This window comes from Brevibacterium sp. 239c (assembly GCF_900169365.1).
Taxonomy (GTDB): domain Bacteria; phylum Actinomycetota; class Actinomycetes; order Actinomycetales; family Brevibacteriaceae; genus Brevibacterium.
Genome location: NZ_FXZH01000001.1, coordinates 66,010 through 87,660, shown reverse-complemented (window position 1 = coordinate 87,660; position 21,651 = coordinate 66,010). Strand labels below are relative to the sequence as shown.

20 protein-coding genes are annotated in these 21,651 nt (G+C 62.9%); 12 read left to right on the top strand and 8 right to left on the bottom strand.

Annotated features, from left to right (window positions below):
- The first annotated feature begins 84 nt into the window (after positions 1 to 84).
- Genes BSP239C_RS00415 through BSP239C_RS00405 form a run of 3 tightly spaced genes read left to right on the top strand, consistent with a single transcriptional unit; the run spans position 85 to position 4,172 of the window.
- Complete coding sequence (locus BSP239C_RS00415) at positions 85 to 930, top strand: ABC transporter ATP-binding protein (RefSeq protein ID WP_257929974.1); 846 nt, start codon at positions 85 to 87, stop codon at positions 928 to 930.
- Between the two features lie 50 nt (positions 931 to 980).
- Entirely contained in the window at positions 981 to 2,036 is a 1,056-nt protein-coding gene (locus tag BSP239C_RS00410) for an iron-siderophore ABC transporter substrate-binding protein (protein WP_257929972.1), read from the top strand.
- A 27-nt stretch (positions 2,037 to 2,063) separates the two neighbouring features.
- Entirely contained in the window at positions 2,064 to 4,172 is a 2,109-nt protein-coding gene (locus BSP239C_RS00405) for an iron ABC transporter permease (protein ID WP_374701002.1), read from the top strand.
- 40 nt (positions 4,173 to 4,212) lie between these two features.
- Here BSP239C_RS00405 and BSP239C_RS00400 read toward each other — a convergent pair whose 3' ends face one another.
- Positions 4,213 to 5,115 (bottom strand): LysR family transcriptional regulator, encoded by a 903-nt coding sequence (locus BSP239C_RS00400; RefSeq protein WP_101569645.1) that lies wholly within the window; start codon positions 5,113 to 5,115, stop codon positions 4,213 to 4,215.
- 64 nt (positions 5,116 to 5,179) lie between these two features.
- On the opposite strand from BSP239C_RS00400, the gene BSP239C_RS00395 reads away from it, so the two are divergent.
- The 8 genes from BSP239C_RS00395 to nhaC all read left to right on the top strand — a co-directional run bounded on the left by BSP239C_RS00395 (position 5,180) and on the right by nhaC (position 14,661).
- The gene (locus BSP239C_RS00395; protein ID WP_101569644.1) at positions 5,180 to 6,700 is read left to right on the top strand and encodes a malate:quinone oxidoreductase; all 1,521 of its coding nucleotides are present in this window, start codon (positions 5,180 to 5,182) and stop codon (positions 6,698 to 6,700) included.
- Positions 6,701 to 6,812: 112 nt separating this feature from the next.
- The gene (locus BSP239C_RS00390; RefSeq protein ID WP_101569643.1) at positions 6,813 to 8,378 is read left to right on the top strand and encodes an ABC transporter substrate-binding protein; all 1,566 of its coding nucleotides are present in this window, start codon (positions 6,813 to 6,815) and stop codon (positions 8,376 to 8,378) included.
- Between the two features lie 2 nt (positions 8,379 to 8,380).
- Positions 8,381 to 9,481 carry an ABC transporter permease gene (locus tag BSP239C_RS00385; protein ID WP_101569642.1) on the top strand — a complete coding sequence of 367 codons (1,101 nt, stop codon included), beginning with the start codon at positions 8,381 to 8,383 and terminating at the stop codon, positions 9,479 to 9,481.
- Positions 9,478 to 10,419, top strand: a complete 942-nt coding sequence (locus tag BSP239C_RS00380) for an ABC transporter permease (RefSeq protein ID WP_101569641.1) — start codon at positions 9,478 to 9,480, stop codon at positions 10,417 to 10,419. Before BSP239C_RS00385 ends, BSP239C_RS00380 begins: the two co-directional genes overlap by 4 nt.
- Complete coding sequence (locus BSP239C_RS00375; protein WP_101569640.1) at positions 10,416 to 11,207, top strand: ABC transporter ATP-binding protein; 792 nt, start codon at positions 10,416 to 10,418, stop codon at positions 11,205 to 11,207. The genes BSP239C_RS00380 and BSP239C_RS00375 overlap by 4 nt, the downstream gene beginning before the upstream one ends.
- Entirely contained in the window at positions 11,207 to 12,025 is an 819-nt protein-coding gene (locus BSP239C_RS00370) for an ABC transporter ATP-binding protein (RefSeq protein WP_101569639.1), read from the top strand. The genes BSP239C_RS00375 and BSP239C_RS00370 overlap by 1 nt, the downstream gene beginning before the upstream one ends.
- Positions 12,026 to 12,061: 36 nt before the next feature.
- Positions 12,062 to 13,204: a beta-aspartyl-peptidase gene (iadA, locus tag BSP239C_RS00365; protein ID WP_101569638.1), complete on the top strand. Its 1,143-nt coding sequence runs from the start codon at positions 12,062 to 12,064 to the stop codon at positions 13,202 to 13,204.
- Positions 13,201 to 14,661 (top strand): Na+/H+ antiporter NhaC, encoded by a 1,461-nt coding sequence (gene nhaC, locus BSP239C_RS00360; RefSeq protein WP_101569637.1) that lies wholly within the window; start codon positions 13,201 to 13,203, stop codon positions 14,659 to 14,661. Before iadA ends, nhaC begins: the two co-directional genes overlap by 4 nt.
- A 61-nt stretch (positions 14,662 to 14,722) precedes the next feature.
- On the opposite strand, the gene BSP239C_RS00355 is transcribed toward nhaC, so the two are convergent.
- Positions 14,723 to 15,535, bottom strand: a complete 813-nt coding sequence (locus BSP239C_RS00355) for a helix-turn-helix transcriptional regulator (RefSeq protein WP_257929970.1) — start codon at positions 15,533 to 15,535, stop codon at positions 14,723 to 14,725.
- A 105-nt stretch (positions 15,536 to 15,640) separates the two neighbouring features.
- Here BSP239C_RS00355 and BSP239C_RS00350 point away from each other — a divergent pair, with 105 nt between their 5' ends.
- A complete protein-coding gene (locus tag BSP239C_RS00350) occupies positions 15,641 to 16,060 on the top strand; it encodes a VOC family protein (RefSeq protein ID WP_101569890.1) in 420 nt (139 codons plus the stop codon).
- 44 nt (positions 16,061 to 16,104) lie between these two features.
- On the opposite strand, the gene BSP239C_RS00345 is transcribed toward BSP239C_RS00350, so the two are convergent.
- From BSP239C_RS00345 to BSP239C_RS00320, 6 genes are all read right to left on the bottom strand, one after another.
- Positions 16,105 to 16,737 (bottom strand): hypothetical protein, encoded by a 633-nt coding sequence (locus tag BSP239C_RS00345; RefSeq protein ID WP_101569635.1) that lies wholly within the window; start codon positions 16,735 to 16,737, stop codon positions 16,105 to 16,107.
- Complete coding sequence (locus tag BSP239C_RS00340; protein ID WP_101569634.1) at positions 16,730 to 18,268, bottom strand: sodium/proline symporter; 1,539 nt, start codon at positions 18,266 to 18,268, stop codon at positions 16,730 to 16,732. The genes BSP239C_RS00345 and BSP239C_RS00340 overlap by 8 nt, the downstream gene beginning before the upstream one ends.
- The gene (locus BSP239C_RS00335) at positions 18,265 to 18,447 is read right to left on the bottom strand and encodes a hypothetical protein (RefSeq protein ID WP_101569633.1); all 183 of its coding nucleotides are present in this window, start codon (positions 18,445 to 18,447) and stop codon (positions 18,265 to 18,267) included. The genes BSP239C_RS00340 and BSP239C_RS00335 overlap by 4 nt, the downstream gene beginning before the upstream one ends.
- Before the next feature lie 151 nt (positions 18,448 to 18,598).
- Positions 18,599 to 20,173 carry a molybdopterin-dependent oxidoreductase gene (locus tag BSP239C_RS00330; RefSeq protein ID WP_101569632.1) on the bottom strand — a complete coding sequence of 525 codons (1,575 nt, stop codon included), beginning with the start codon at positions 20,171 to 20,173 and terminating at the stop codon, positions 18,599 to 18,601.
- Positions 20,174 to 20,251: 78 nt separating this feature from the next.
- Complete coding sequence (locus BSP239C_RS00325; RefSeq protein WP_101569631.1) at positions 20,252 to 20,599, bottom strand: hypothetical protein; 348 nt, start codon at positions 20,597 to 20,599, stop codon at positions 20,252 to 20,254.
- A 65-nt stretch (positions 20,600 to 20,664) separates the two neighbouring features.
- Positions 20,665 to 21,459, bottom strand: coding sequence for a Bax inhibitor-1/YccA family protein (locus BSP239C_RS00320; RefSeq protein WP_101569630.1), 795 nt, complete (start codon positions 21,457 to 21,459; stop codon positions 20,665 to 20,667).
- Positions 21,460 to 21,651: the final 192 nt, after the last annotated feature.

Genomic DNA, 21,651 nt, shown 5'->3' with positions numbered 1-21,651 from the left:
AAATTTGCCGCATGACGCGGTCGACCCTCGCTCGCAGGCTCGAATTTCAACCCACCCCACCCTTACTTAGGTTAGGCTATGCATGTGAACCGCACAGAGACCTTGAACCGAGCCCAGCTGCAGGCTTCGGGCCTGCACCTGGGCTACAACCATGCGTCGGTCGTCCATGACGTATCCGTCTCGATCGCCCCTGGGAAAGTCACAGCACTCATCGGCCCCAACGGAAGCGGGAAATCGACGGTGCTGCGGTCCCTGGCCCGCCTGCATCCCATCAGCTCGGGCGAGGTCACCATCTCCTCGGCAGGATCGACCACGCCGGCGGCTGCACTGTCGGTCCGCGAATTCGCTCGCACGGTCACCCTGCTCTCCCAATCGCGCCCCCATCCATCGGGGCTGAGCGTGCGCGAGATCGTGGCCTATGGCCGCCACCCGCACCGCCGCCGGTTCGCCTCACTCACCACCAACGACCGGGCCGCCATCGATCAGGCCCTGGAACTGACCGGCACCGATTCGATGGCCGATCGTTCCGTCGATCAGCTCTCCGGAGGCGAGCTCCAACGGGTGTGGCTGGCCACCTGCCTGGCCCAGGAGACCGGCGTCCTGCTCCTCGACGAGCCCACCAACCACCTGGATCTGCGCTACCAGGCGGAGATCCTGGACCTCATGCGCGACCTGGCCGATGATCACGGGACCGCCGTCGGCGTCGTCCTCCACGATCTCAACCATGCCGCTGCCGTCGCCGATGACATCGTCCTGCTCAGCCAGGGCCGGGTCAGGTCCGCCGGCACTTGCGAGGACGTGTTCACCGCCAATGTGCTCACCGAAGTCTATGGTCTTCCGATCACCACCCGCCTCGATGAGGACACCGGAATGGTCCGGATTGAGGCGCTGCCACGTCGGCGTCGTCGGACCCTCGACGCAGCTTCCTGACTTCTTCACTGAAATACCGCCGTTTCACCTCTCAAGAAAGAGACACCTCCGTGAAAATTTCGCCTCAGACACATCTGCGCAAGCCCGTATTCGTCCTCGCGTCCGTCTCGGCTGTCTGCGCCCTCACACTGTCGGCCTGCGGCACGACCTCCACCGATGCTTCGGCCGATGATGGCTCATCCACATCGACATCCGAAGCGTGTGCCGACGACTCAAGCACCACCTCGGCGGACCCTGTCTCCGTCAAGGACGACACTGGCCACCAGATCGATCTCGACAAACCTGCCGCGAAGGTCGTCTCACTCGAGTGGCAGTACACCGAGGATCTGGTTTCACTGTGCATCGACCCGGCTGCCGTGGCCGATGCGAAGGGCTTCACCACCTGGGACACTGCGGAGAAGCTGCCTGAGGGCGTCACCGATGTCGGTACCCGGCAGGAACCCAATGTGGAGTCGATCCTCTCGGCGAACCCCGATCTCGTCATCATCGAGACGACCTCTCGCGATGACAAGATCGTCGGTCAGCTCGAGGACCAGGGCATCCCCGTCATGGCGATGACCGGAGCGAACGGCAAGGATCCCATCGGCTACATGAAGGACACCTTCTCCACCCTCGCCGAGGTGACCGGCCGTGGCGAGCGCGCGAAGACTGTCCTGTCCGACTTCGATGCCAAGGTCGAGGAGTCGAAGAAAGAACTCGCCGACGCTGACCTGCCCACAAAGGACTTCGTCTACTTCGACGGCTGGGTCAACGGCTCCAATGTCGCCCTGCGCCCCTTTGGTCAGGGTTCCCTGTTCGGTGAGCTGGGTGAGGAACTGGGACTGAAGAACGTATGGACCGGTGAGGTCGACCCGGCCTATGGCCTGGGGCAGACCGATATCGAGGGCATCTCGGAGGTCGGTGACGCGAACTTCTTCTACACCGGTACCGACGACCCGGAATCAGAGGACTATGTCGAGCTGCTGAAGAAGAACGACATCTGGTCGAACATTCCTGCTGTCAAGGACAAGCGCACCTACCCATTCCCCTCCGGCATCTGGACCTTCGGCGGGCCCAAGTCCTCTGAACAGGCTCTCGACGCCTACGTCGAGGCGCTGACCAAGTAGTCCATGTCCGCTCACACACCCACGAAAATGCCTGCGAACACCTCGGCGATGGCGACGCCCGACGCTCCGGCACGGAGGTTCGGAGCCATCGGCGCACTTTCCGCCGGCGGCGTCCTGCTCGGACTGGCCGTCGTCCTTGCCCTGATCTCGGCTTGGCACATCACTCAGGGCACCTCGGGGATCGGATTCCGGGATCTGTTCGCTGCGCTGACAGGGGCCTCGGACTCCCCCGCCGAGGTGGGACCGAGTGCCCGTGACATCCTCATCGGGTCACGGCTGCCGCGCGTGGGTGCCGGAATACTCGTGGGCGTCGCCCTCGGCGTGGCAGGTGCACTGTTCCAGTCACTGGCACGCAACCCGCTGGCCTCACCGGACACCCTCGCCGTCACCGGAGGCTCGTACTTCGCCGTCACCGTGGTCACGGCATTCGGGATCTCGATTCCGATGTGGGCCTCCGGTGGTGTCGCCTTCGTCGGTGGCCTGCTCGCTGCCGCCCTCGTTCTCGGCCTCGCCGGTGGCGCAGCGTCCTCGACTACTCGCCTGGTGCTCGCAGGCACTGCGACCGCATTGGCCCTGCAAGCCGGCACCTCGACGCTGCTCATCCTCTTCCAGGAGGAGACGACGAGCCTCTACTCCTGGGGATCGGGTACCCTCAATCAGCTCGATGGGACGGCCGCGATCCGCAGCATCCCTGTCATCGCCGTCATCACCGCCGCCGCCATACTGCTCTCACGCCGCCTCGATCTGCTCAGTCTCGGTGATGATGCCGCCTCGGTTCTCGGCGTGCCGATCCGCTCGACTCGTGCGATCGGGATATTGCTCGCCGTCATCCTCACCGCCACGGCAGTGACCCTGGCCGGGCCGATCGGGTTCGTCGGGCTCTGCGCCCCGGTCATCGCCAGGCTGCTCACGCGCCTCGTTCCAGTGCTCGGCAAGCATGCGGTGATGATTCCGGCCACGGCGCTCATCGGCGCGATCATCGTCATCCTCGCCGACGCCGTGCTGCGCGCCATCGTCGGAGCCACCGAGGCGATCACCCTGCCCTCAGGGGTGACCACTACGGTGCTCGGCGCAATCGTCCTCGTGGTCCTGGCTCGTTCCATGCGCTCCTCGGGACCTGCTCAAGCGACCTCGGCCGCCCGATCGCGGGTGTTCGGCATTCGTCGCGCAGTCGTCATCATCGCCACCGGGGTCGTCGTGCTCATCGCCGTCGCCGTCCTCGCGCTGCTGACCGGTGAACGGTTCTACCTCCTCGGCGACGTCGCGCTGTGGCTCCAGGACCGGGCGGCACCGGTCATCTCCTTTGCGCTCGACTCCCGCGCACCGCGTGTAGCTGCTGCTCTGGCTGCTGGTGCCGCCCTGGGGCTGTCGGGGACGTTCGTCCAGGCCAGCGCCCGCAATCCGTTGGCGGAGCCGGGACTGCTCGGCATCACGGGTGGCGCCGGTCTCGGTGCCGTCATCGTCATCACTCTGATTCCCGGAGCCACCGTCGTCCTCATCTCGAGCGCCGGCGTCATCGGTGCTCTCGTGGCCTTCGCCATCATCTACGGACTCTCCTGGCGCGGTGGGATGAACACCGACCGACTCGTGCTCATCGGCATCGGCATGTGGTTCGGCTTCACCGCCCTGACCACCTTGTTCCTCGTCCGCGCGAATCCCTGGGACACTCCAACGCTCTTCACCTGGCTCTCCGGTTCCACCTATGGCCGGGCCTGGGCGGATGTCGCGCCTGTGGCCCTCGTTCTCCTCGCAGCGATTCCCTTGGCCTTCGTGTGGACCAGGGAGCTGGACTTGCTGGCACTTGACGACGATACGCCGAGGTTGGTCGGGGTTCCGCGTGAACCCGTGCGCCTGGGCGTGCTCGTCACTGCGGCGGTGCTGGCCGCTGTCAGCGTCTCCGCCGTCGGCGTCGTCGGATTCATCGGACTTGTCGCTCCGCATGCGGCCCGTGCCCTCGTCGGCAGCCGGCATGCCCGCGTCGTTCCGACCGCGATGCTCCTGGGTGCGCTCGGACTGGTCGTGGCGGACGCTTTGGGACGGACGGTCATTGCTCCCGCGCAGATTCCTGCCGGACTCATCGTCGCACTCATCGGCGCTCCGTACTTCGTGTACCTATTGGCGCGCTCGCGGGCCTGAGAAGGAGTGCTCCTCACCGCTGGTCAGGCTGCCGCCGAGGTTACGGCATCGCCTCCCACTGCTGGGCTCGCTCGTGGATGAAGTCGCGCAGGCGGCCAACGACGCGACTGGGATGACGGACAGCCGAACACACAGAGACCTCACGGACATAGTCACCGCCACGCAGGACAACCTCGGCGATTCCCTCCATGTGGCGCACATTGCGCGGGATCAGCGCGACACCCATTCCCCGGCTGACGAATTCGCGGATCGTTGAGAACTCCGTGACTTCGGTCTTCACCTGTGGCCCGAACCCGGCATCCGCGCACCACTGGTCGGTGAGGCTGCGCAGATTGTAGGTCGCTGGATTGGCAATGAATTCCTCGTTCGCCAGCTGCGCCACGGTGACACTTCGCCTGCCCGCAAGCCGATGATTAGCAGGTACTGCGGCCACTATCTCTTGAGAAGCGATGACCTCATGCGGCATCTGGAACGGTGTCGGGATGATGATCGCCAGGTCGAGTGCCCCCTTCTGCAGATCCCGGACAAGCTCAGCACCATGTGCCTGCTTGAGATCGAGTCGGATTCCTGGGTGTCGCGAGCTGAAGGCGGCCAGAAGGTCGGGGATCTGGCCCGCACCCATCGTGAGCGGAAACCCGAACCGAATCGTTCCATGATCTGGATCGGCAGCCTCGGCGAGGTCCGCGATCGCGATTCCGATCTCTCGCATCGGCCCCCTAATCGAATCTGCGAGCGCCCTGGCGGCCCCAGTCAGGCTGATCGCCCTTCCATCGGGGACGATGAGGGGCACGCCGAGATGGTCCTCAAGACCGTGAATCCGCCGACTCATCGTCGACTGGGGAATGCCGAGTGCCGTAGCAGCCTCAGTCATATGCCCCTCCTGGTCGACAAGTTCCACCAGAGCGCTCAGCTGCGGGATCTGGCCCGCCACCCATCCATCCATATTCGGATTATATCGATACTATTCCGCATTGGACGGATGATTCGCTGCGGCGCATGGTGAGAGCATGAAGCGAAATACTGCTGCACCCCACACCCTCCCCAACGCAGATGTCGTACTCATCGGAGGCGGCGTCATGTCGGCCACCCTGGGCTCAATGCTCACTGTGCTCGACCCCGAGCTGCGCGTCGTCGTCCTTGAGAAGGCCGACACCATCGCTGGCGAGAGCAGCGACCCCTGGAACAATGCCGGAACCGGACACTCCGGGCTCTGCGAACTCAACTACATGGCAGACCCTTCGAACGGCGCGAAGCCGGCCGCGATCGCCGAGCAGTTCCACCTCAGCCGCCAGTGGTGGTCATACCTGGCTCAGCAGGGCCTCATCGCCGCAGACGACTTCATCCATTCCACGACCCATATGAACCTCGTCTTCGGAGCCGAGGATGTCGCCTATCTGCGTCATCGAGTCGAAACGCTGCGGGAGAATCCGCTGTTTTCGACCATGGAATTCACCGCTGACCCTGAGCAGATCGCGAAGTGGGCGCCGCTGACCATGGACGGGCGAGTCCGCGACGGCGAACCCATCGCCGCATCACGCGATCCGCGTGGCACCGACGTCGACTTCGGAGCACTGACGAAGGCACTGATGTCGATCGTCACCGACGATTCGGCCAATAAGATCCTTGTCGGCCATGAGGTCACCGGGCTGTCCAGCACCGCCGAGGGATGGGAGATCACAGGCAAATCACACCATGGCCGATTTTCACTTCGCGCAGGAACCGTCTTCGTCGGCGCCGGCGGATTCGCCCTGCATCTCCTGCAGAAGAGTCACATCCCGGAGGTGCGGGGCTATGCCGTGCTGCCGGTCGGCGCTTCGTTCTACCGCAGCTCCACTCCCGCTGCAGTCCGGCACCATGAGGCGAAGGTCTACGGTCAGGCCGATGTCGGCGCTCCCCCGATGTCCGTGCCCCATCTCGACAAACGCATCATCGACGGCAAGGAGCATCTGCTGTTCGGCCCCTATGCGACGTTCAGCACCAAGCTGCTCAAACACGGCAAGCTCAGTGACTTCTTCACCACGCTGCGCCTGGATAATCTCCACGTCATCGCCGCCGCGGGCCTGCAGAACCTCGACCTCGTGAAATTCCTCGTCACGGAGCTCGCCGCCGGTCCGAAGAAGAAGTTCGCACAGCTGCGTCGCTACTATCCGAAGGCACGATTCAACGAATGGCAGCTCGTTCCCGCCGGGCAGCGAGCACAGCTGGTGAAACCGGATGCCAAGCACATCGGCGTTCTGCAGCAGGGCACGGAACTCGTCGTCGGTGCCGACGGTTCGATCGCGGGACTCCTCGGCGCCTCTCCTGGAGCCTCGACCGCCGTGCCGATCATGCTCAATCTGCTGCGCTCGGCTTTCCCCACCCGGTGGCATCGCGGATGGAAGGACATCATGAGCCAGGCGATCCCCGACATCGACAGAACAGACTGGGACACCGAGGCTGTAGCGCGCAGTTCCGCCGCCACCGACGCTGCACTCGGGCTCGGCACCTCCGCCCGGCTGAAACCGCAGGTTAAGGCTCCCACCTGGTGAGACATTGGTGGAATGCCACAGCATAGAACACTCAGCGTTGTGGCATGGCAGATTGAACGGAGGCCGATGGGGATTTAGTGTGAGCTACAACACCTAACGTAAGGAAGCTCACATGAAGGTCCGTCTCCCCCGCCGAGCGCTCGCGATCGGTTCCGCCCTGGCTCTCACCTTCGGTCTCGCAGCATGCAGCGGAGGCGACAAAGGAGGAGGCGAGGCCGGCGACACGATCGTCGCCGAAACCGCCTTCAACCTCAAGACGATCGATCCCCACCGACAGTTCGAGTTCACCGGTTCCACGATCGACACCGCGATCTATCAGACGGCGCTGGAGTTCAAAGACGGCGATCTCACCAAGCCGACCGATGGCCTGTGCTCCTTCGAGATGTCCGACGACAACAAGAAGATGACGCTGAAGCTCAAGGAGAAGGACGCGAAGTTCTCCAACGGCGACCCTGTCACCATGGATGACGTCGTCTTCTCCTTCGAACGGCTTAAGGGCATCAAGGGCAATCCCTCGTTCTTCCTCGACGGCGTCACCATCAAGAAAGTCGACGATGAGACCGTCGAGCTGACCAGCAAAAAGCCCAATCCTGCGCTCCCCTACATTCTGCCCAATGCCTCGATCGGCATCGTGAATTCGAAAGTTGTCAAGGAGAATGAAGGCACGACCGATGAGAAGGACGGTGCCGAGGCATTCCTCAACGAGAACTCGCAGGGCTCGGGGCCGTACAAGGTCGACAAATATGATGCCGACAGCCAGGTGGTGCTGACGGCGAACGAGCATTACAACGGCCCGAAGCCGAAGTTCAAGCGCGTCGTGCTGCGCAACGTCTCTGCAGAGACCCAGCTGACCGATATTCAGTCCGGTCAGGCGCAGGTCGCCTATGACCTCAATGCCGACCAGGCGAAGCAGATCGATGACTCCATGGGTGAGATCGCGAGCCTGCCATCGACACGCAGCCTCTACATCTTCAACAACACCGATGAGAAGCTCGGCGGACCGGCCGCCGACCCGAACTTCCGCAAGGCCGTGATGTCCGCCATCGACTACGACAAACTCACCGACCTCGCCGGGGAGGGATCTCAGCGCATGGCCAGCCTCGTCCCCAACGAGTTCATCGGTGCCGTCCCGAAGGATCAGGCGCCAGAGAAGGACCTTGCCAAGACGAAGAAGCTGCTGAAGAAGGCCGGCTACAAGGGTGAGAAGATTCCCTTCCACTACTCGAGTGACCAAGCAGTCAACGGAGTCGATCTGGCTCAGCTGGCAGAGACTCTGCAGGCTCAGCTGAAGGAGGCCGGCATCAATCTCGCGCTGAAACCGGCACCGAGCTCGACACAGCTCGACGGATTCCGCTCGGCCAAACAGCCCATGGGCATCGGCACCTGGGGTGCCGACTACCCGGATCCCACGAACTACAACGTCTTCATCCCCGGCGGCAGTGTCGCCGATCGCGTCAACTGGGACTCCGATCCGAAGCTGAAGAAACTCGCCGCGGAGGCAGAGAAGGCCACAGACAGCGACCGTGACGCCGCCTATGCCAAGCTGTACAAGGCGACCACGGACACGGGTGTCTGGATTCCTCTGGTCCAGCCCGTCAACACCGTGGCAGTGGGATCGAGCATCAACAAGTACGTCTCCAATGCCGACATCTCATTCGACTTCGCGAAAGCCGAGTAAGAATGTCGGTCAGCACTGCCGATAGCTCCACCGCACACCCGCCGAGCTCCGACGAAGCGCAGCGCATCAAACCCCCGCTGCTGCCTCCGCTGCTGCGCTACATCCTCATTCGGATTGGGATCAGCCTGATTCTCATCTGGGGTGTCACCGTCGTGACGTTCCTGCTGACGAACCTGGTTCCCACCGACCCGGTCGCCGCCATCCTCGGCGACCGGGCGGCCGCGGATCCCGCTATCGTCGCGGCTACCCGCGAGCGCCTCGGCCTCGATCAACCCCTGATCGTGCAGTACTTCACATATCTGAGCAATCTGCTTCACGGTGATATGGGTGTCTCGAACCAAACCCGAACACCAGTCCTCCAGTCGATCGGGCAGGTCTTCCCTGCCTCGATCGAACTGGGCATCGGAGCCATCCTCATCTCGGTGATCATCGGCCTGCTGCTGGGTCTGGCCAGCGCGCTCAATCAAAACCGGTTCCTCGATCACGCCATCCGTACGCTGAGCCTCATCGGCATCTCCGCCCCGACCTTCTGGATCGCAGCCGTCGGCTACTACGTCTTCTTCTTCAAACTCCGTGTGGTTCCCGGTGCCGGGCGCCTCGACCCTTGGATTACACCACCTCCTCGGGTCACCGGCCTCTACACCCTCGATTCCCTCCTGGCCGGCCAGATGTCGACGTTCGTCAACGCCTTCGGGCATCTGATCCTGCCCTCATGTGTCCTGGCACTGTTCACGATCGGCCTGCTCACACGGTTCAGCCGCTCCAGTGTCCTCGACATCATCAGGCTCGACTACGTCACAGCGGCTAAGGCCAAAGGCCTGTCTGCGCGCACCGTCATTTTCAAATACATCTTCCGCGGCGCCCTCGTCCCCATCATCACGGTGGTCGGCCTGGCCTTCGGCTCACTGCTCTCCGGTGCGGTGCTCACGGAGACCGTCTTCGCTTGGAATGGTCTGGGTCAATATGCATTCCGCGGTGCTACGACACTCGATCTCCCGGTCATCATGGGCGTGGGCCTCGTCATCGGCATCGTCTACATCATCGTCAATTTCATCGTCGACCTGATCTACGGCTTCGTGGATCCGAGAGTGAGGGTGCGATGAGCATCGGGACTCCCAAACAGCCACCGACGAACACCCATGACACCGGCGCCGAGGTGCTCGATCGCAATCCCGTCGACCTCGGTGTCAAACGGTGGAAGCTGAGATTCCCGAAGGCACTGCGCACGCCCCTGGGCTTCGTCGGCGCCGTCATCCTTGCCCTCTGGCTGATCGTGGCGATCTTCGCCCCTCTCATCGCCCCGTTCAATCCGCTGGCCCAGGATTTCCCCAGGCTCAGCGCTCCTGGAAGCGGGAACCTGCTGGGCACCGACACCCTGGGCCGAGACGTGCTCTCCAGACTCGTCGTGTCCGCACGCACCACCCTGCCCGCGGCGGTCTTCGTCGTCATCTGCTCATCACTGCTCGGATCAGTTCTCGGTGCGATCGCCGGCTATTTCGGACGCGCAGTGGACGAGGTCATCATGCGCATAGCCGATCTCGTCTTCGCGTTTCCGACCATCATCCTCGCCATGGTCATCGCAGCAGCGCTGGGACCGGGTCTGAAGAACGCCATCATCGCAATTCTCCTTGTCTCTTGGCCCTCCTATGCCCGTGTCACCAGGTCTCTGGTGATGTCAGCACGCAACAGCGAATACGTCGTCGCCGGCAGACTGCTCGGCTTCAGCGCCGGGAAGTCCCTCATCCGCGAGATAGCGCCGAATGTGCTCTCCCCGGTCGTGGTTCTCGCCACCCTCGATGTGGGTTCGGCGATTCTCACGATGGCCGGACTCTCGTTCCTGTCTCTGGGCGTCGTCCCACCGACTCCGGACTGGGGAGCCATGATCAGCGAAGGAGTCTCGCAGTTCGCCTCATGGTGGATCGCGTTCTTCCCCGGACTGTGCATCCTCACCATCGTCATGGCCTTCAATTTCATCGGTGACAGTCTGCGCGATGCACTTGACCCGCATACGGCACAGGAAGTCGGAGAGACCACCTCATGAGCATGATCAGCATCAGAGACCTCAGCCTGTCGGTGACGACGGGCAAGGACGAGAAGCACATCCTCCGCAACGTCTCCTTCGATCTGGAGGCAGGAAAGATCACCGGAGTCGCCGGTGCCTCCGGCTCGGGCAAAACCCAGACGGGACTGGCGATCATGGGCCTCTCCCCCGCCGGCGCCCAGCTGAGCGGCAGCATCGACTTCGACGGCACCGAGTTGGTGGGTATGCCTGCCAAGGTCCACAACCGGCTGCGCGGGGTGCAGCTGTCGATGGTGTTCCAGGATCCCTCCTCCGCGTTCCATCCCATGCTCACCGTCGGCGATCAGATCACCGATCACCTTCGCCATCATAAGAAGGTCTCGAAGAAGGAAGCCCTGGAACGCGCGGTCCATATCCTCGAACGTACCCGCGTGCCGCACCCTGAGGAGGCGATCGGGAAGTATCCCCACCAATTCTCCGGCGGTCAGCTCCAACGCATCGCCTTCGCCTCGGCGATCATCTGCGACCCGAACGTGCTCATCGCCGATGAACCGACCACCGCCCTCGATGTCACCGTGCAGGCGGGAATCCTGCGGCTGCTGCGTGAACTCTGCGATGACCTCAACTTGGCCGTCCTCCTAGTCACTCACGACTTCGGGGTCCTGTCCTCGGTAGCCGACACGATCGTCGTGATGCAGAACGGACTGGTCGTCGAAACCGGTGATCGCGAACCTGTGATCACAGCACCCCAACACGAGTACACCCGCTCACTCATCGAATCGCTGCCAGGAGCAGAGGTCTCACGCTGATGACAACGACGACAACGACCGAGGGTGCTCCTCGTACGTCCCAGACGCCGCTGCTTGAACTCAACAATGTGTCGTGTGAGTACAAGCTCAATGGCGGCGGCCGGTTCCGTGCCGTCAGCGACGTCTCCCTGCAGCTGCGGCATTCGGAAGTCCTGGGCCTCGTGGGCGAATCCGGTTGCGGCAAGTCCACGCTGGCCAAACTCATCTGCGGACTCGAGAAGACCGCGGGTGGCTCCATCACCTTCGAATCCCAGCCGGTGAAACCCCTCGGCCTTGCCCGCCGGCCCAAAAACCTGCGGGGAGTCCAGATGGTCTTCCAGAATCCCTACGCATCATTGAACCCGCGCAGACGCATCCGGGATCAGCTCACCGACGCCCTTGCTCTCGACCCGGAACAGAACTGGAGCGTGGAGTCCCTCCTCGAAGCCGTCGATCTGCCCGTCGATGCTGCGGAGAGGTTCTCGCATTCCTTCTCGGGCGGGCAACGGCAGCGCATCGCCATCGCGCGTGCGCTGGCGGCTGGCCCTAAGGTGCTCGTCGGCGATGAGCCGATCGCCTCTCTGGATGCGTTTCTCCAGGCCAGGATCGCGCGGATGATGAGAGATCTGGCCATTGACTCGGGCGCGTCGATGATCTTCATCAGCCACGACCTCTCGGTCGTGCGTGACATCGCGGACCGTGTGGCTGTCATGGAGGCAGGTAGGATTGTCGAGGTCGGTTCGACAGAACAGATCTGGAATGACCCTCAGCATCCCTATACGCAGAAGTTGCTCGCTGCCATCCCAAAGGTCGACGGCAAAGGAATCATTCCCGGATAGCCATTGCGAGGAAAGACCCCGAGGAGAAGACGAACCATGGTCACATTGCTGCGCGGCGCCGACATCTGTGCCCCGGAACGACTTGGTAAGCAGGACGTCCTCATCGAGGGACGGCAGATCACCTTCATCGGTGACCTCCCCGCCGAGGCCCTCGACGGTCTTCCCCACGCCACCGTCATCGATGCACAGGGACTCACAGCCACTCCAGGCTTCATCGATCCTCATGTCCACATCGCTGGCGGCGGAGGCGAAGGCGGCTACGCCAACCGCACCCCCGAGATCGTGGTCAGCGACATCGTGGGCGCCGGAGTCACCACCGTCATCGGCTGTCTGGGAACCGACGGTGTGACCCGCAGCCACGCCGATCTCCTCGCCAAGGCCAGAGGGCTCGAAGCCGAGGGCATCTCCACCTACATCTATACGGGCAGCTACCAGGTCCCGGCACGGACCCTGACCGGTGCTGTCGTCGATGATGTCGTCCTCATCGACAAGGTCATCGGCGTCGGAGAGGTTGCGATCTCGGACCGGCGTTCGTTCCAACCCACAATCGAGGCTCTGGCCGAGCTCGTCAGTCAGTCTCATGTCGGTGGACTGCTGTCCGGCAAGGCCGGAATCACCCACTTCCACGTCGGCCCCTACGAGACCCGGCTGGCCCCGCTGCATCGTCTCCTCGACGAATATCCGATCGCGCCGCAGGCCATCTACGCCACCCACATCACCCGGTCCCCCGAGCTGCTGGCCGACGCCGTTGATCTGGCCGCCAAAGGCGCCACAGTCGATATGACGGCCTCGTCGACAACGACCAGGTCGCTGACACGCTACATCGACCTCGGCGGTGAACTTGGCCGTCTCACTCTCTCCTCCGATGCCAACGGCAGCCTGCCGGAGTTCGACCCCGATGGACGGCTCATCGGCATGGACGTCGCCAAGCAGACGACCCTGTATGAGCAGGTGTGGGCGTGTGCCGACCTCCCTGGTGTCGACCTGTCTGCGGCCATATCTCTCGTCACGTCCAATACGGCCGATGCGCTCGGCCTCAGCCACAAGGGACGCCTGCGTGTCGGAGCGGATGCCGACATCCTGCTGACCGATGATGACCACACCATCCAGCTTGCCTTTGCCCGGGGACGAGAGGTCGTCCGCGACGGCACACCACAGATCCGAGGAACCTTCGAATGAGCCATGAGCACGACACGACGGCTCTGCCCGATGATGTCGAGGAGAAGCGCCCGTCCCTGGGCTGGTCACTGGTGCCCCTGGCGGCGATGCTCGCGCTGCTGGCTGTGGGCTACGGCGTTCTCGGGCTCGCACCCGAACCGCTGCTGATCCTCTCCGCCATCATCGCCGGCCTGGTGGCTCTGCGGATGGGACTGAGCTGGGAGGAGATGCTCCTTGGCATCAGGGAGAAACTCGACACTGCAATGCCGGCGCTGCTCGTGCTCATCTCCATCGGCATTCTCATCGGCACCTGGATGATCGCCGGCACCATTCCGATGATGATCTACTACGGCTTGGGACTCATCAGCGCACAGTTCATCGTGCTCATCGCCTTCGTCATCTCCGCGATCGTCTCGGTCATCACCGGCACCTCGTGGGGATCGGCAGGAACAGTGGGCGTCGCCCTCATGGGAATCGCCGCGGGCTTGGACGCACCGCTGGCGGCCACCGCCGGAGCGATCGTCGCCGGTGCGTACTTCGGTGACAAACTCTCGCCGCTCTCGGATACGACCAACCTGGCTCCGATCGCTGCCGGCACCACCTTGTGGGAGCACATTCGGCACATGCTCTACACTACGATCCCGGCCACAGTCGTGGCCCTGGCGCTGTACCTGATCGTCGGCATCAACCAGCAGTCCGGCGGGACCGATTCGGATCAGATCAGTGCCGTCACCGGAACCTTGGACAGTCTCTTCTCCTTCAACGTCCTCCTGCTCCTGCCGATGCTCATCGTCCTCGGCGGAGCGATTCTCAAACTGCCCACTCTTCCCACGATCATCGGTTCCTCACTGGTTGCCGGCATCCTCGCCGCAATCTTCCAGAAGGTCAACATCGAATCGATCTTCGCCTCCACCGTCGACGGGTTCACCCCGGACATGCTCGAAGTCGGGCCCTCGACCCTGAAGAATCTGGACCCGCAGGTCGTCGAGTTGGTGACCCAGGGCGGAATGGCATCGATGACCGGTGTCATCCTCATCGCATTCAGCGCTTTCGCCTTCGCCGGCATCATGTCCAAGTCCGGTGCTCTCGAGACCATCATCCGGTCCCTGCTGACGTTCGTGAAGCGCACAGGTGACCTCGTCCTCTCCACGGTGCTCTCATGCATCACGATGGCCATCGTGACCGGCAATTCCTACCTGTCGATCATCGTCCCGGGCGAACTGTTCAAGAAGGCCTACGCTGATCGGGGCCTGGATGCCAAGAACCTCTCACGCACACTCGAAGACTCCGGCACGGTCGTCGTTCCACTCGTTCCCTGGTCCTCGGCAGGCGTCTACATGGCCGGCGTACTGGGCGTCTCCGTCCTCGACTACGCCCCGTGGGCAGTGTTCTGCTACGTCGGCTTCGCCTTTGCCATCATCCTCGGATACACCGGATTCGGCATCGCCAAACGTGTCGCGACCTCTGACGCTGATTGAGCGTGCTGCGACCTCTGACGCCGCTCCTCTCCTGCGTCCTGCTCTCGTCGCCGCCGCACTCCTAGGCGCTCGTCATCCGGGAGCCGAGATACTCGGTTGGTGTGCATCCGGTCACGCGGTGGAAATCCGCTGTGAAGTGCGACTGGTCGAACCAACCGAACAAAGCAGCAAGCTCGACAAACGACCGATCCCACCCCTGATCGATTGCCGCTACAGCATCTCTGACGCGGGCACGGGTGAGGATCTTCTTGACACCGACACCGCAGTATTCGTGAAACATCCGCTGCAGCGACCGTTCACTCATTGCACAATGCGATGACAGTTCGCCGAGGCTGATGACGCTCGGATCGTCGAGGAGTTCCAGCACGCGTCGGAACCGGGTATATCCCTCGGTCATCCTCGGGTGCAGAGACAGCAGCCACGCCTGAAGCACCTCAGCTGAGGAGGCCAGATCAGCTTCACGCACCTGGTCGACATCCAGCTGCTCGTCAACGCCCAGTTGTTCATCAATTCCCGGAAACCAGTCACCGGCCCGCACAGTTGTGTCCCGGATCAGTGCCGGCGACCCATTCGCGAACGCCAGTGTCCCGCCGAGGTGGAAGTTGACCCCGATGACACCACCACGACCGTAGAGCCCGACATCGAATCGACGAGTAGTCACCGGACCCGTCAGCCACGTCCCGGCACCGTTCGTGTTCGCCCGATAGAGATCGCCGAACTCAACGGTGAGGTTGATGCCTGGTTCCGACACTGTCGCCGTCTGATAGCGCTCGCCCTCGGGCAGGTCCCATGTCACCGACCACAACCGCTTCACCCAGGGACGCAGCTCTTCGACGACCACCGCCGGCACGGAATAGTTGGCGTGCTGAAGCATCTCCGCCGGCCTGAGCACACGCCCGAAGAAATGTTCGGGCGGTGATTCGCTACGTGGCGGATTTTTCCTATCGACGACATCGTCCAGGGAACAAGAATGGCAGACATGACTGACACAGAGATGAAGGAAGCCCCTGCCACTGCCTCCACCACCGAGGCAACACCTGTCGCGAAATTGGCCATGGTCACGCTCGACGCCCCGGACGCTTCGGCGCTCGGCGACTTCTATTCCGCGGTGCTGGGTTGGCCGGTGGCGTACTCAGATGAGAACTACGCAATGCTCACCGGCCCCAGCAACGCTCTGGGCATTGGGACGATCCCGGACTACAAACGCCCGGATTGGCCCGACGACGGACGCAAGCAGTTCCACCTCGATCTCGCCGCCGATGACATCGAAGCTGCGGCCGCTCGCTGCATCGAACTCGGAGCGAGCAGGGCCTATCCTCAGCCAGGCGAAACCTGGGTAGTGCTCATCGATCCCGCAGGGCACCCATTCTGCCTCTCTGATGCGAAGAACTGGGGCTGACGCATCTGCGCTGTCCCACCGAAACGTCCCCGCGGGGACGCGTCTCAATCTTGGGTCAGCTTCTCGACCCGAACGATGTAATGGGAGGAGTCGAGGCCGTCGACGAGGATCGTGGCCGAGAACTTGTCGTTGTCGCCGGTGACCACCCAGTTGGGTTTGAGGATTCCACTGGGTGCGGCAATCTCGTCGAGGCTCAGCCCCATGCCCAGTTTCACCGTCTTCAGCACCTTCGTGCGCACCAACGCACGTGCTGTTCGCCTCACATCATCTGGGCCAGGTTGTGGGCCCGCCTGATCAGAGGATTCGAAGGCATCCAGCCACTCTGTCACGGCCACCGTCTCACCACGAGGATCGAAGTCCGCGAGATACCCCTTGCCCGAATAGGCGTTGACCAGGACGTTCATGCACTGCCCTGGGCTTGCCTCCGCCCTAGCACGACCGGCCGGTTCAGGTTTTCGGTTCCGCCGAAATATGCTGCTCGTCTGGGCACTGAGCACCGTCGACCAGAAGGGGTGGAGGACCTCTCTGACCTCGGCGTCGGCATTGGGCAGCTTGCGCCTGAAGACGGCGAGCGCCTCGGCGGCGGTGATGTTCGGTGCCAGCTTCAACGCCGTCTCCGGGGCGATCAGCTCTGGCTTCTCTCCCCCACCGGCGAAACTGTCCGGGTGCTCACGCATCCTTGGGCACCTGTCCGGCGAGCGCATCGTTTTGGCCGATGAGCATGCGTGCGGGGATGGCGCCGATCTTGTCGGTCTCCTTGAGCGCGTCGATGACATATGCCGGGACAGGGTGCGACTTCTGCGTGGCCAGAGACACGACGATGAGGCCCAGGGTCGAGCACACGATGCCGACACCCATCGGATCGACACCGGTGACGTCGACGAGGCCAGCCATCTGCCAGCTCACCGAGGACACGGTGCCCAGGATCATGGAGACGATGGCTCCGGGAACATTTGCCTTCTTCCACCAGGCGGCCGCCACGTAGACGGGGACGAATGCGGCACCGAGGACTGTGGTGGCGAAGATGGCCACCTCGGCAACCGAGGGCGGGTCGTTGACAGCAACCCAGTAGCCGATGATCGCGAGGATGAGGACGGTGAAGCGTGAGACCCACACTGACTGCCTGTCGCTCATATCCTTCTTGATGAAGCGCTGGAACAGATCCTGGCTGGCGATCGTGCCCGACTGCAGCAGCAGCGCATCGGCCGTGGACATGATCGCGGCCATGATGCCTGCCATGACGATACCCACGGCGAAGTTCGGCAGAACCGTGTCCGCGACCTGGAAGACTGCGAGCTCAGGGTTGTCGAGGTTGGGCAAGATGATCAAGGCCATGATGCCCACGATGTAGGGCGCCGGAATGAAGAGCAGGTTGAAGCCGGTGGCGTACAGGCTTGCTGTGCGCGCGACCGAGGGGCGCTTCATGGCCATGTGGCTGACGTTGACGTGCGGCCAGCCCATGTAGCCGATGGAGAAGACGAGGACGGCGCCGATGATGACGCCCCACTGCACCGAGCCGAATCCCTCGGGCCCCCACATGGTGAGCAGGTTCGGGTTGATCTCTCCCACCGCATTGTTGCCGGCAGTCCAACCGCCGACGGCCTGCAGGGTGCCGATGAGGATCCAGACCATGCCGATGAGCATGATGATGGCCTGGACGAAGTCGGTGTACGCCACCGCAAGGTAGCCGCCGAGGAAGGTGTAGAAGACGATGACGCCGATGGCGACGAGCAGGGCCCAAGCGTAGGGAATGCCGGTGACCATCTCCAAGCCGCGACCGCCCGCGATGAACTGAGTCATCACGTAGAAGAAGATGCAGAACACCGCCACCGGGGCCGCGATCATCCGGATCCACTTCGAAGGGTAGCGATGCTCGAGATATTCGATCGAGGTCAGCGATCCGAGGATCTGGGAGAGCTTGCGCATGCGCCGCCCCAGGATCGACAGGTTGAGCACTCCGCCGCCGATGTCGCCCATCGCGTACCAGAGTGAGAAGTAGCCCTTCGTGTACGCCAGCGATCCGGCACCGAGGAACATGTACCCCGACATCGACGAACTCTGCAGGCGCAGTGCCGTGACCGCAGGACCCAGGCTGCGCCCGCCCAGCAGGTAGCCTTCGCTGTCCTTATTGCCGATCTTGAGTGTCCACACGCCGATGCCGGCCATGGCGATGAAGTAGATGACGAGGAACCAGGTTTCGAGGTTCATGCCAGTCCCCCGTTCTCAGTCCCGGAGCGGCGCTCCGTCGCCGAGGGGGTGAGCTGGTCCTCGGCCACATCCTCGGCTTTCCAACCGCGTGAGAGGTAGACGAAGATCAGCGTGTAGATCACCCATATTGCGGGGATGCCGAAGATGATGACGACGGTTGCCGTCGGGAGACCGAACATTGAGACCACCTCGTTGTGTCACTGAACAGGACTGGCAGGTGCGGCCCCTACAGCGACCGCACCATAGGTGACCATACAACGTTTTGTCAGTCAGCTCACACACTTCTCACGCGCGGGGCGTGCCGCTGTTCAGGACACCGCGACCAGCCTCTCAGTCCACGACGAATTGGCGGTCGTGGAGGCCGGTGGCGCTGCCGGGGATCGCGGGGCGGCGTTCGGAGATCTGAACGTTGCCGTCTTCGTCGACCGCTCTGACCGTCACGGTGTGGGTGCCCGGTTCCAAGTCGTCGAAGGGGCATCGCCATTGTCGCCAGGTGTCGGTGGTCAGCTCCTCACTCAGCTCCGCTGTGTGCCAGTCGCCGTTATCGATGCGCACTCGCACCTCGGCGATGCCGACGTGTTGGGCCCAGGCCATTCCCGCGGTGACGATCTGCCCGTCTTTGTTGGGGCTGACATGGACACCGGCGCGGGGAACGTCGATTCTAGAAGCGACGAGTATGGGTCCGTGGGTGGACCATCCTCGTTTCGTCCAATAGGCCTGTTTGTCGGCGAAGCGGGTGACTTCGAGTTCGGTCACCCATTTGGTCGCGGAGACGAAACCGTAGAGTCCGGGGACGACGAGCCTGGCGGGGAACCCGTGGTCGCGGGGCAGCGGTTCACCGTTCATCCCGACTGCCAGCAGGGACGCCCGATCATCTGTGAGTGCTTCGAGAGGTGTCGAGGCAGTGAAGCCGTCATCGGATGTCGAGAGCACCATGTCTGCGCCTTTCTTCGGGCCGGCGCGTTTGAGCAGCTCACGCACCGGGTAGCCCAGCCAGGTGGCATTGCCCACGAGGTCGCCGCCGACCTCGTTCGAGACGCAGGTCAGGCTCACACGATGCTCCTCCAGCGGCAGCTCGAGCAGCTGCGCCATGGTGATCGTGACTTCGTCTTCGACCATTCCGTGGATGTGCAGCGACCAGGACGCGGCGTCGACGGAGGGCGGGATGAGTGCGGTGTCGATGCGGTAGAAGTCATCGTTAGGTGTCATGATCGGTGTGAGCCCCTCGATGTCGAAGTCTGCTCCAGCTGGAATCTTGGGCGCCGAGGTGGCCGGCCGTGGCAGCACCAGCTTAGTCACCGCTCCTGCCGCATTTCGGGCGAGGATCGAAGCCGACTGACCTGCAGCGATCGCGGCCATGCCGACCGCGCTCAGACCTGCGGCGAGACCGAAGAAGGCGCGACGGTCGGTGCCCGGTTGATTGTCAGCACCGAAGTCCTCATCGCGTCCGACAGAATTTCGGGCAGATGACTCGGTGCCGTTGCTGAATCGGATCAGTGCCACATAGGCTGCACATCCCAACGCCACACCCACGAGTGCCGGAACCGTGTCGAGGATCGTTCCTCCTGTGCTCAGCAGCACCACGACGGGCAGGATTCCGAGGCCGATGAGGAGGACGAAGGACAGGGCCCTGCGGTGCAGGCCGATGCGCCCGATCACACCGCCGAGGATCGCTCCGACGATGACGAGGGTGATGACGAGTGCGAGCTTGTCGTTCGTACCGAATACGCTGATGGCGGTCTTGATCATGGCGGTAGGCACGAGTGGGATGATCGTCTGCCCCAGGATCAGCAGGGGCGCTGAGGTTGCAGAGACGGCGCCGGCGATGAACTCTGCAGTACCGAAATACACCAGGGTCGCGACGATACCGGCGAGGGTGAAGAGTAGCGGGCGGCGATCTGTCATCGGATTTTCGCACCTTCTTAGGGCAAGTGATGGTGCCCTCGATTATCCTCCTCCGCGACCGTCAGCGGGCAGGAACTTCTAGGCGAGGTTTCGGCGCAGTCGTACTGCGGCGTCGAGCAGCTGCTCCAGGCGTGCCTGTTGCTGCACCTCCGGCAGATTCGCGGTCGAGGCTATCCCCTCATCGATCAGGACGACGACCTGATCAGCCAGGCTCTGATCTCCCAGGTCAGGGACCGTACGGCCACCGGAGCCGATGGATGAGAACCGTGCGAGCGCCTCGGCGATGGTGTCTCTCCTGGACATGGAGCCGACGTCGGTGGGGGGAGAATTCGGGCCCGCCGCGGCGAGCTGACGCGGGTTGAGGCCGATGATGCGGATACGCAGACGGCGGACCTCCGTTTCGAGGTCCGCCGTCACGTTGTTCATGGCCCAATCATAGACGCTGTCCCCGGGACCACACAGCTGGTGTGGGGTGCCGGGACCAACGGTGTCTAGTTCCTGAAGTAGGAGATGAGGCGCAGGATTTCGATGTAGAGCCACACGAGGGTGACCATGAGGGAGAAGGCGCACATCCAGGAGTACTTCTCCGGGATCCGCTGCTTCACACCCTGTTCGATCATCTGGAAGTCCATGATCAAGGTCATGGCCGCCAGCACGGTGGCGACGATGCCGATGATGACACCGAGCGGCATTTCAAATCCCATGATGTTGATCGGCACGCTGCGGGCACCCCCGGTGCCGGTCATCATCGCGATGCCGAAGTTGATGAGCGAGAAGATGGCGTACCCACCGATGGCGATCATCATGAACTTCTTCATCTTCGAGCCGTAGCGCACGCCCTTGAACTTGAACAGGGCGAGCATGACGCCGAAGACGCAGAGTGTGGCCAGCACGGCTTGGATGACGATACCGGGGAACATCGTTTCGAACATCGAGGAGATGCCGCCGAGGAAGACTCCCTCGAACGCAGCGTAGCCGATGATCAGGCCCTTGTTCGGTTCCTTCTTGAAGGCGTTGACAAGACCGAGGACCAGTGCGATGAGCATCGCAGGGAAAGCCAGTGGCGGAACGAACCAGCCGAGCACGGCCCCGGCGAGAAGAATGGTGAAGAGAACACCCGTCTTCATCATGACGTCGTCGTAGGTCATTGCCCGGTCAGCGGCCTGCGGGCCAGCATTGCGGTTCTGCGCGGCTGGCTTGTCGAACAGGTTGTTGAGCTCCTGGTCGGACATGACCGGTTCGTTGCGGCCCGCCTGGGCGCCCTGGTTGATCGCCCGGTTCATCATGGGGTTACTCACGGTCGAGATCCTTTCGATCTGAGCAGGTTGCTCGCACAGACGAAATGCCGCACGAGAGTTGAATCATTGTCTCAGTCTAGTCACTTGAGCTGGACAGTCGCTGAAGAACCGATGCTCGAGCGAACGAGCGTTGCACGATCGCAACGTCGCCCGACGGGCCGAATATTCCCGATTCCGTGG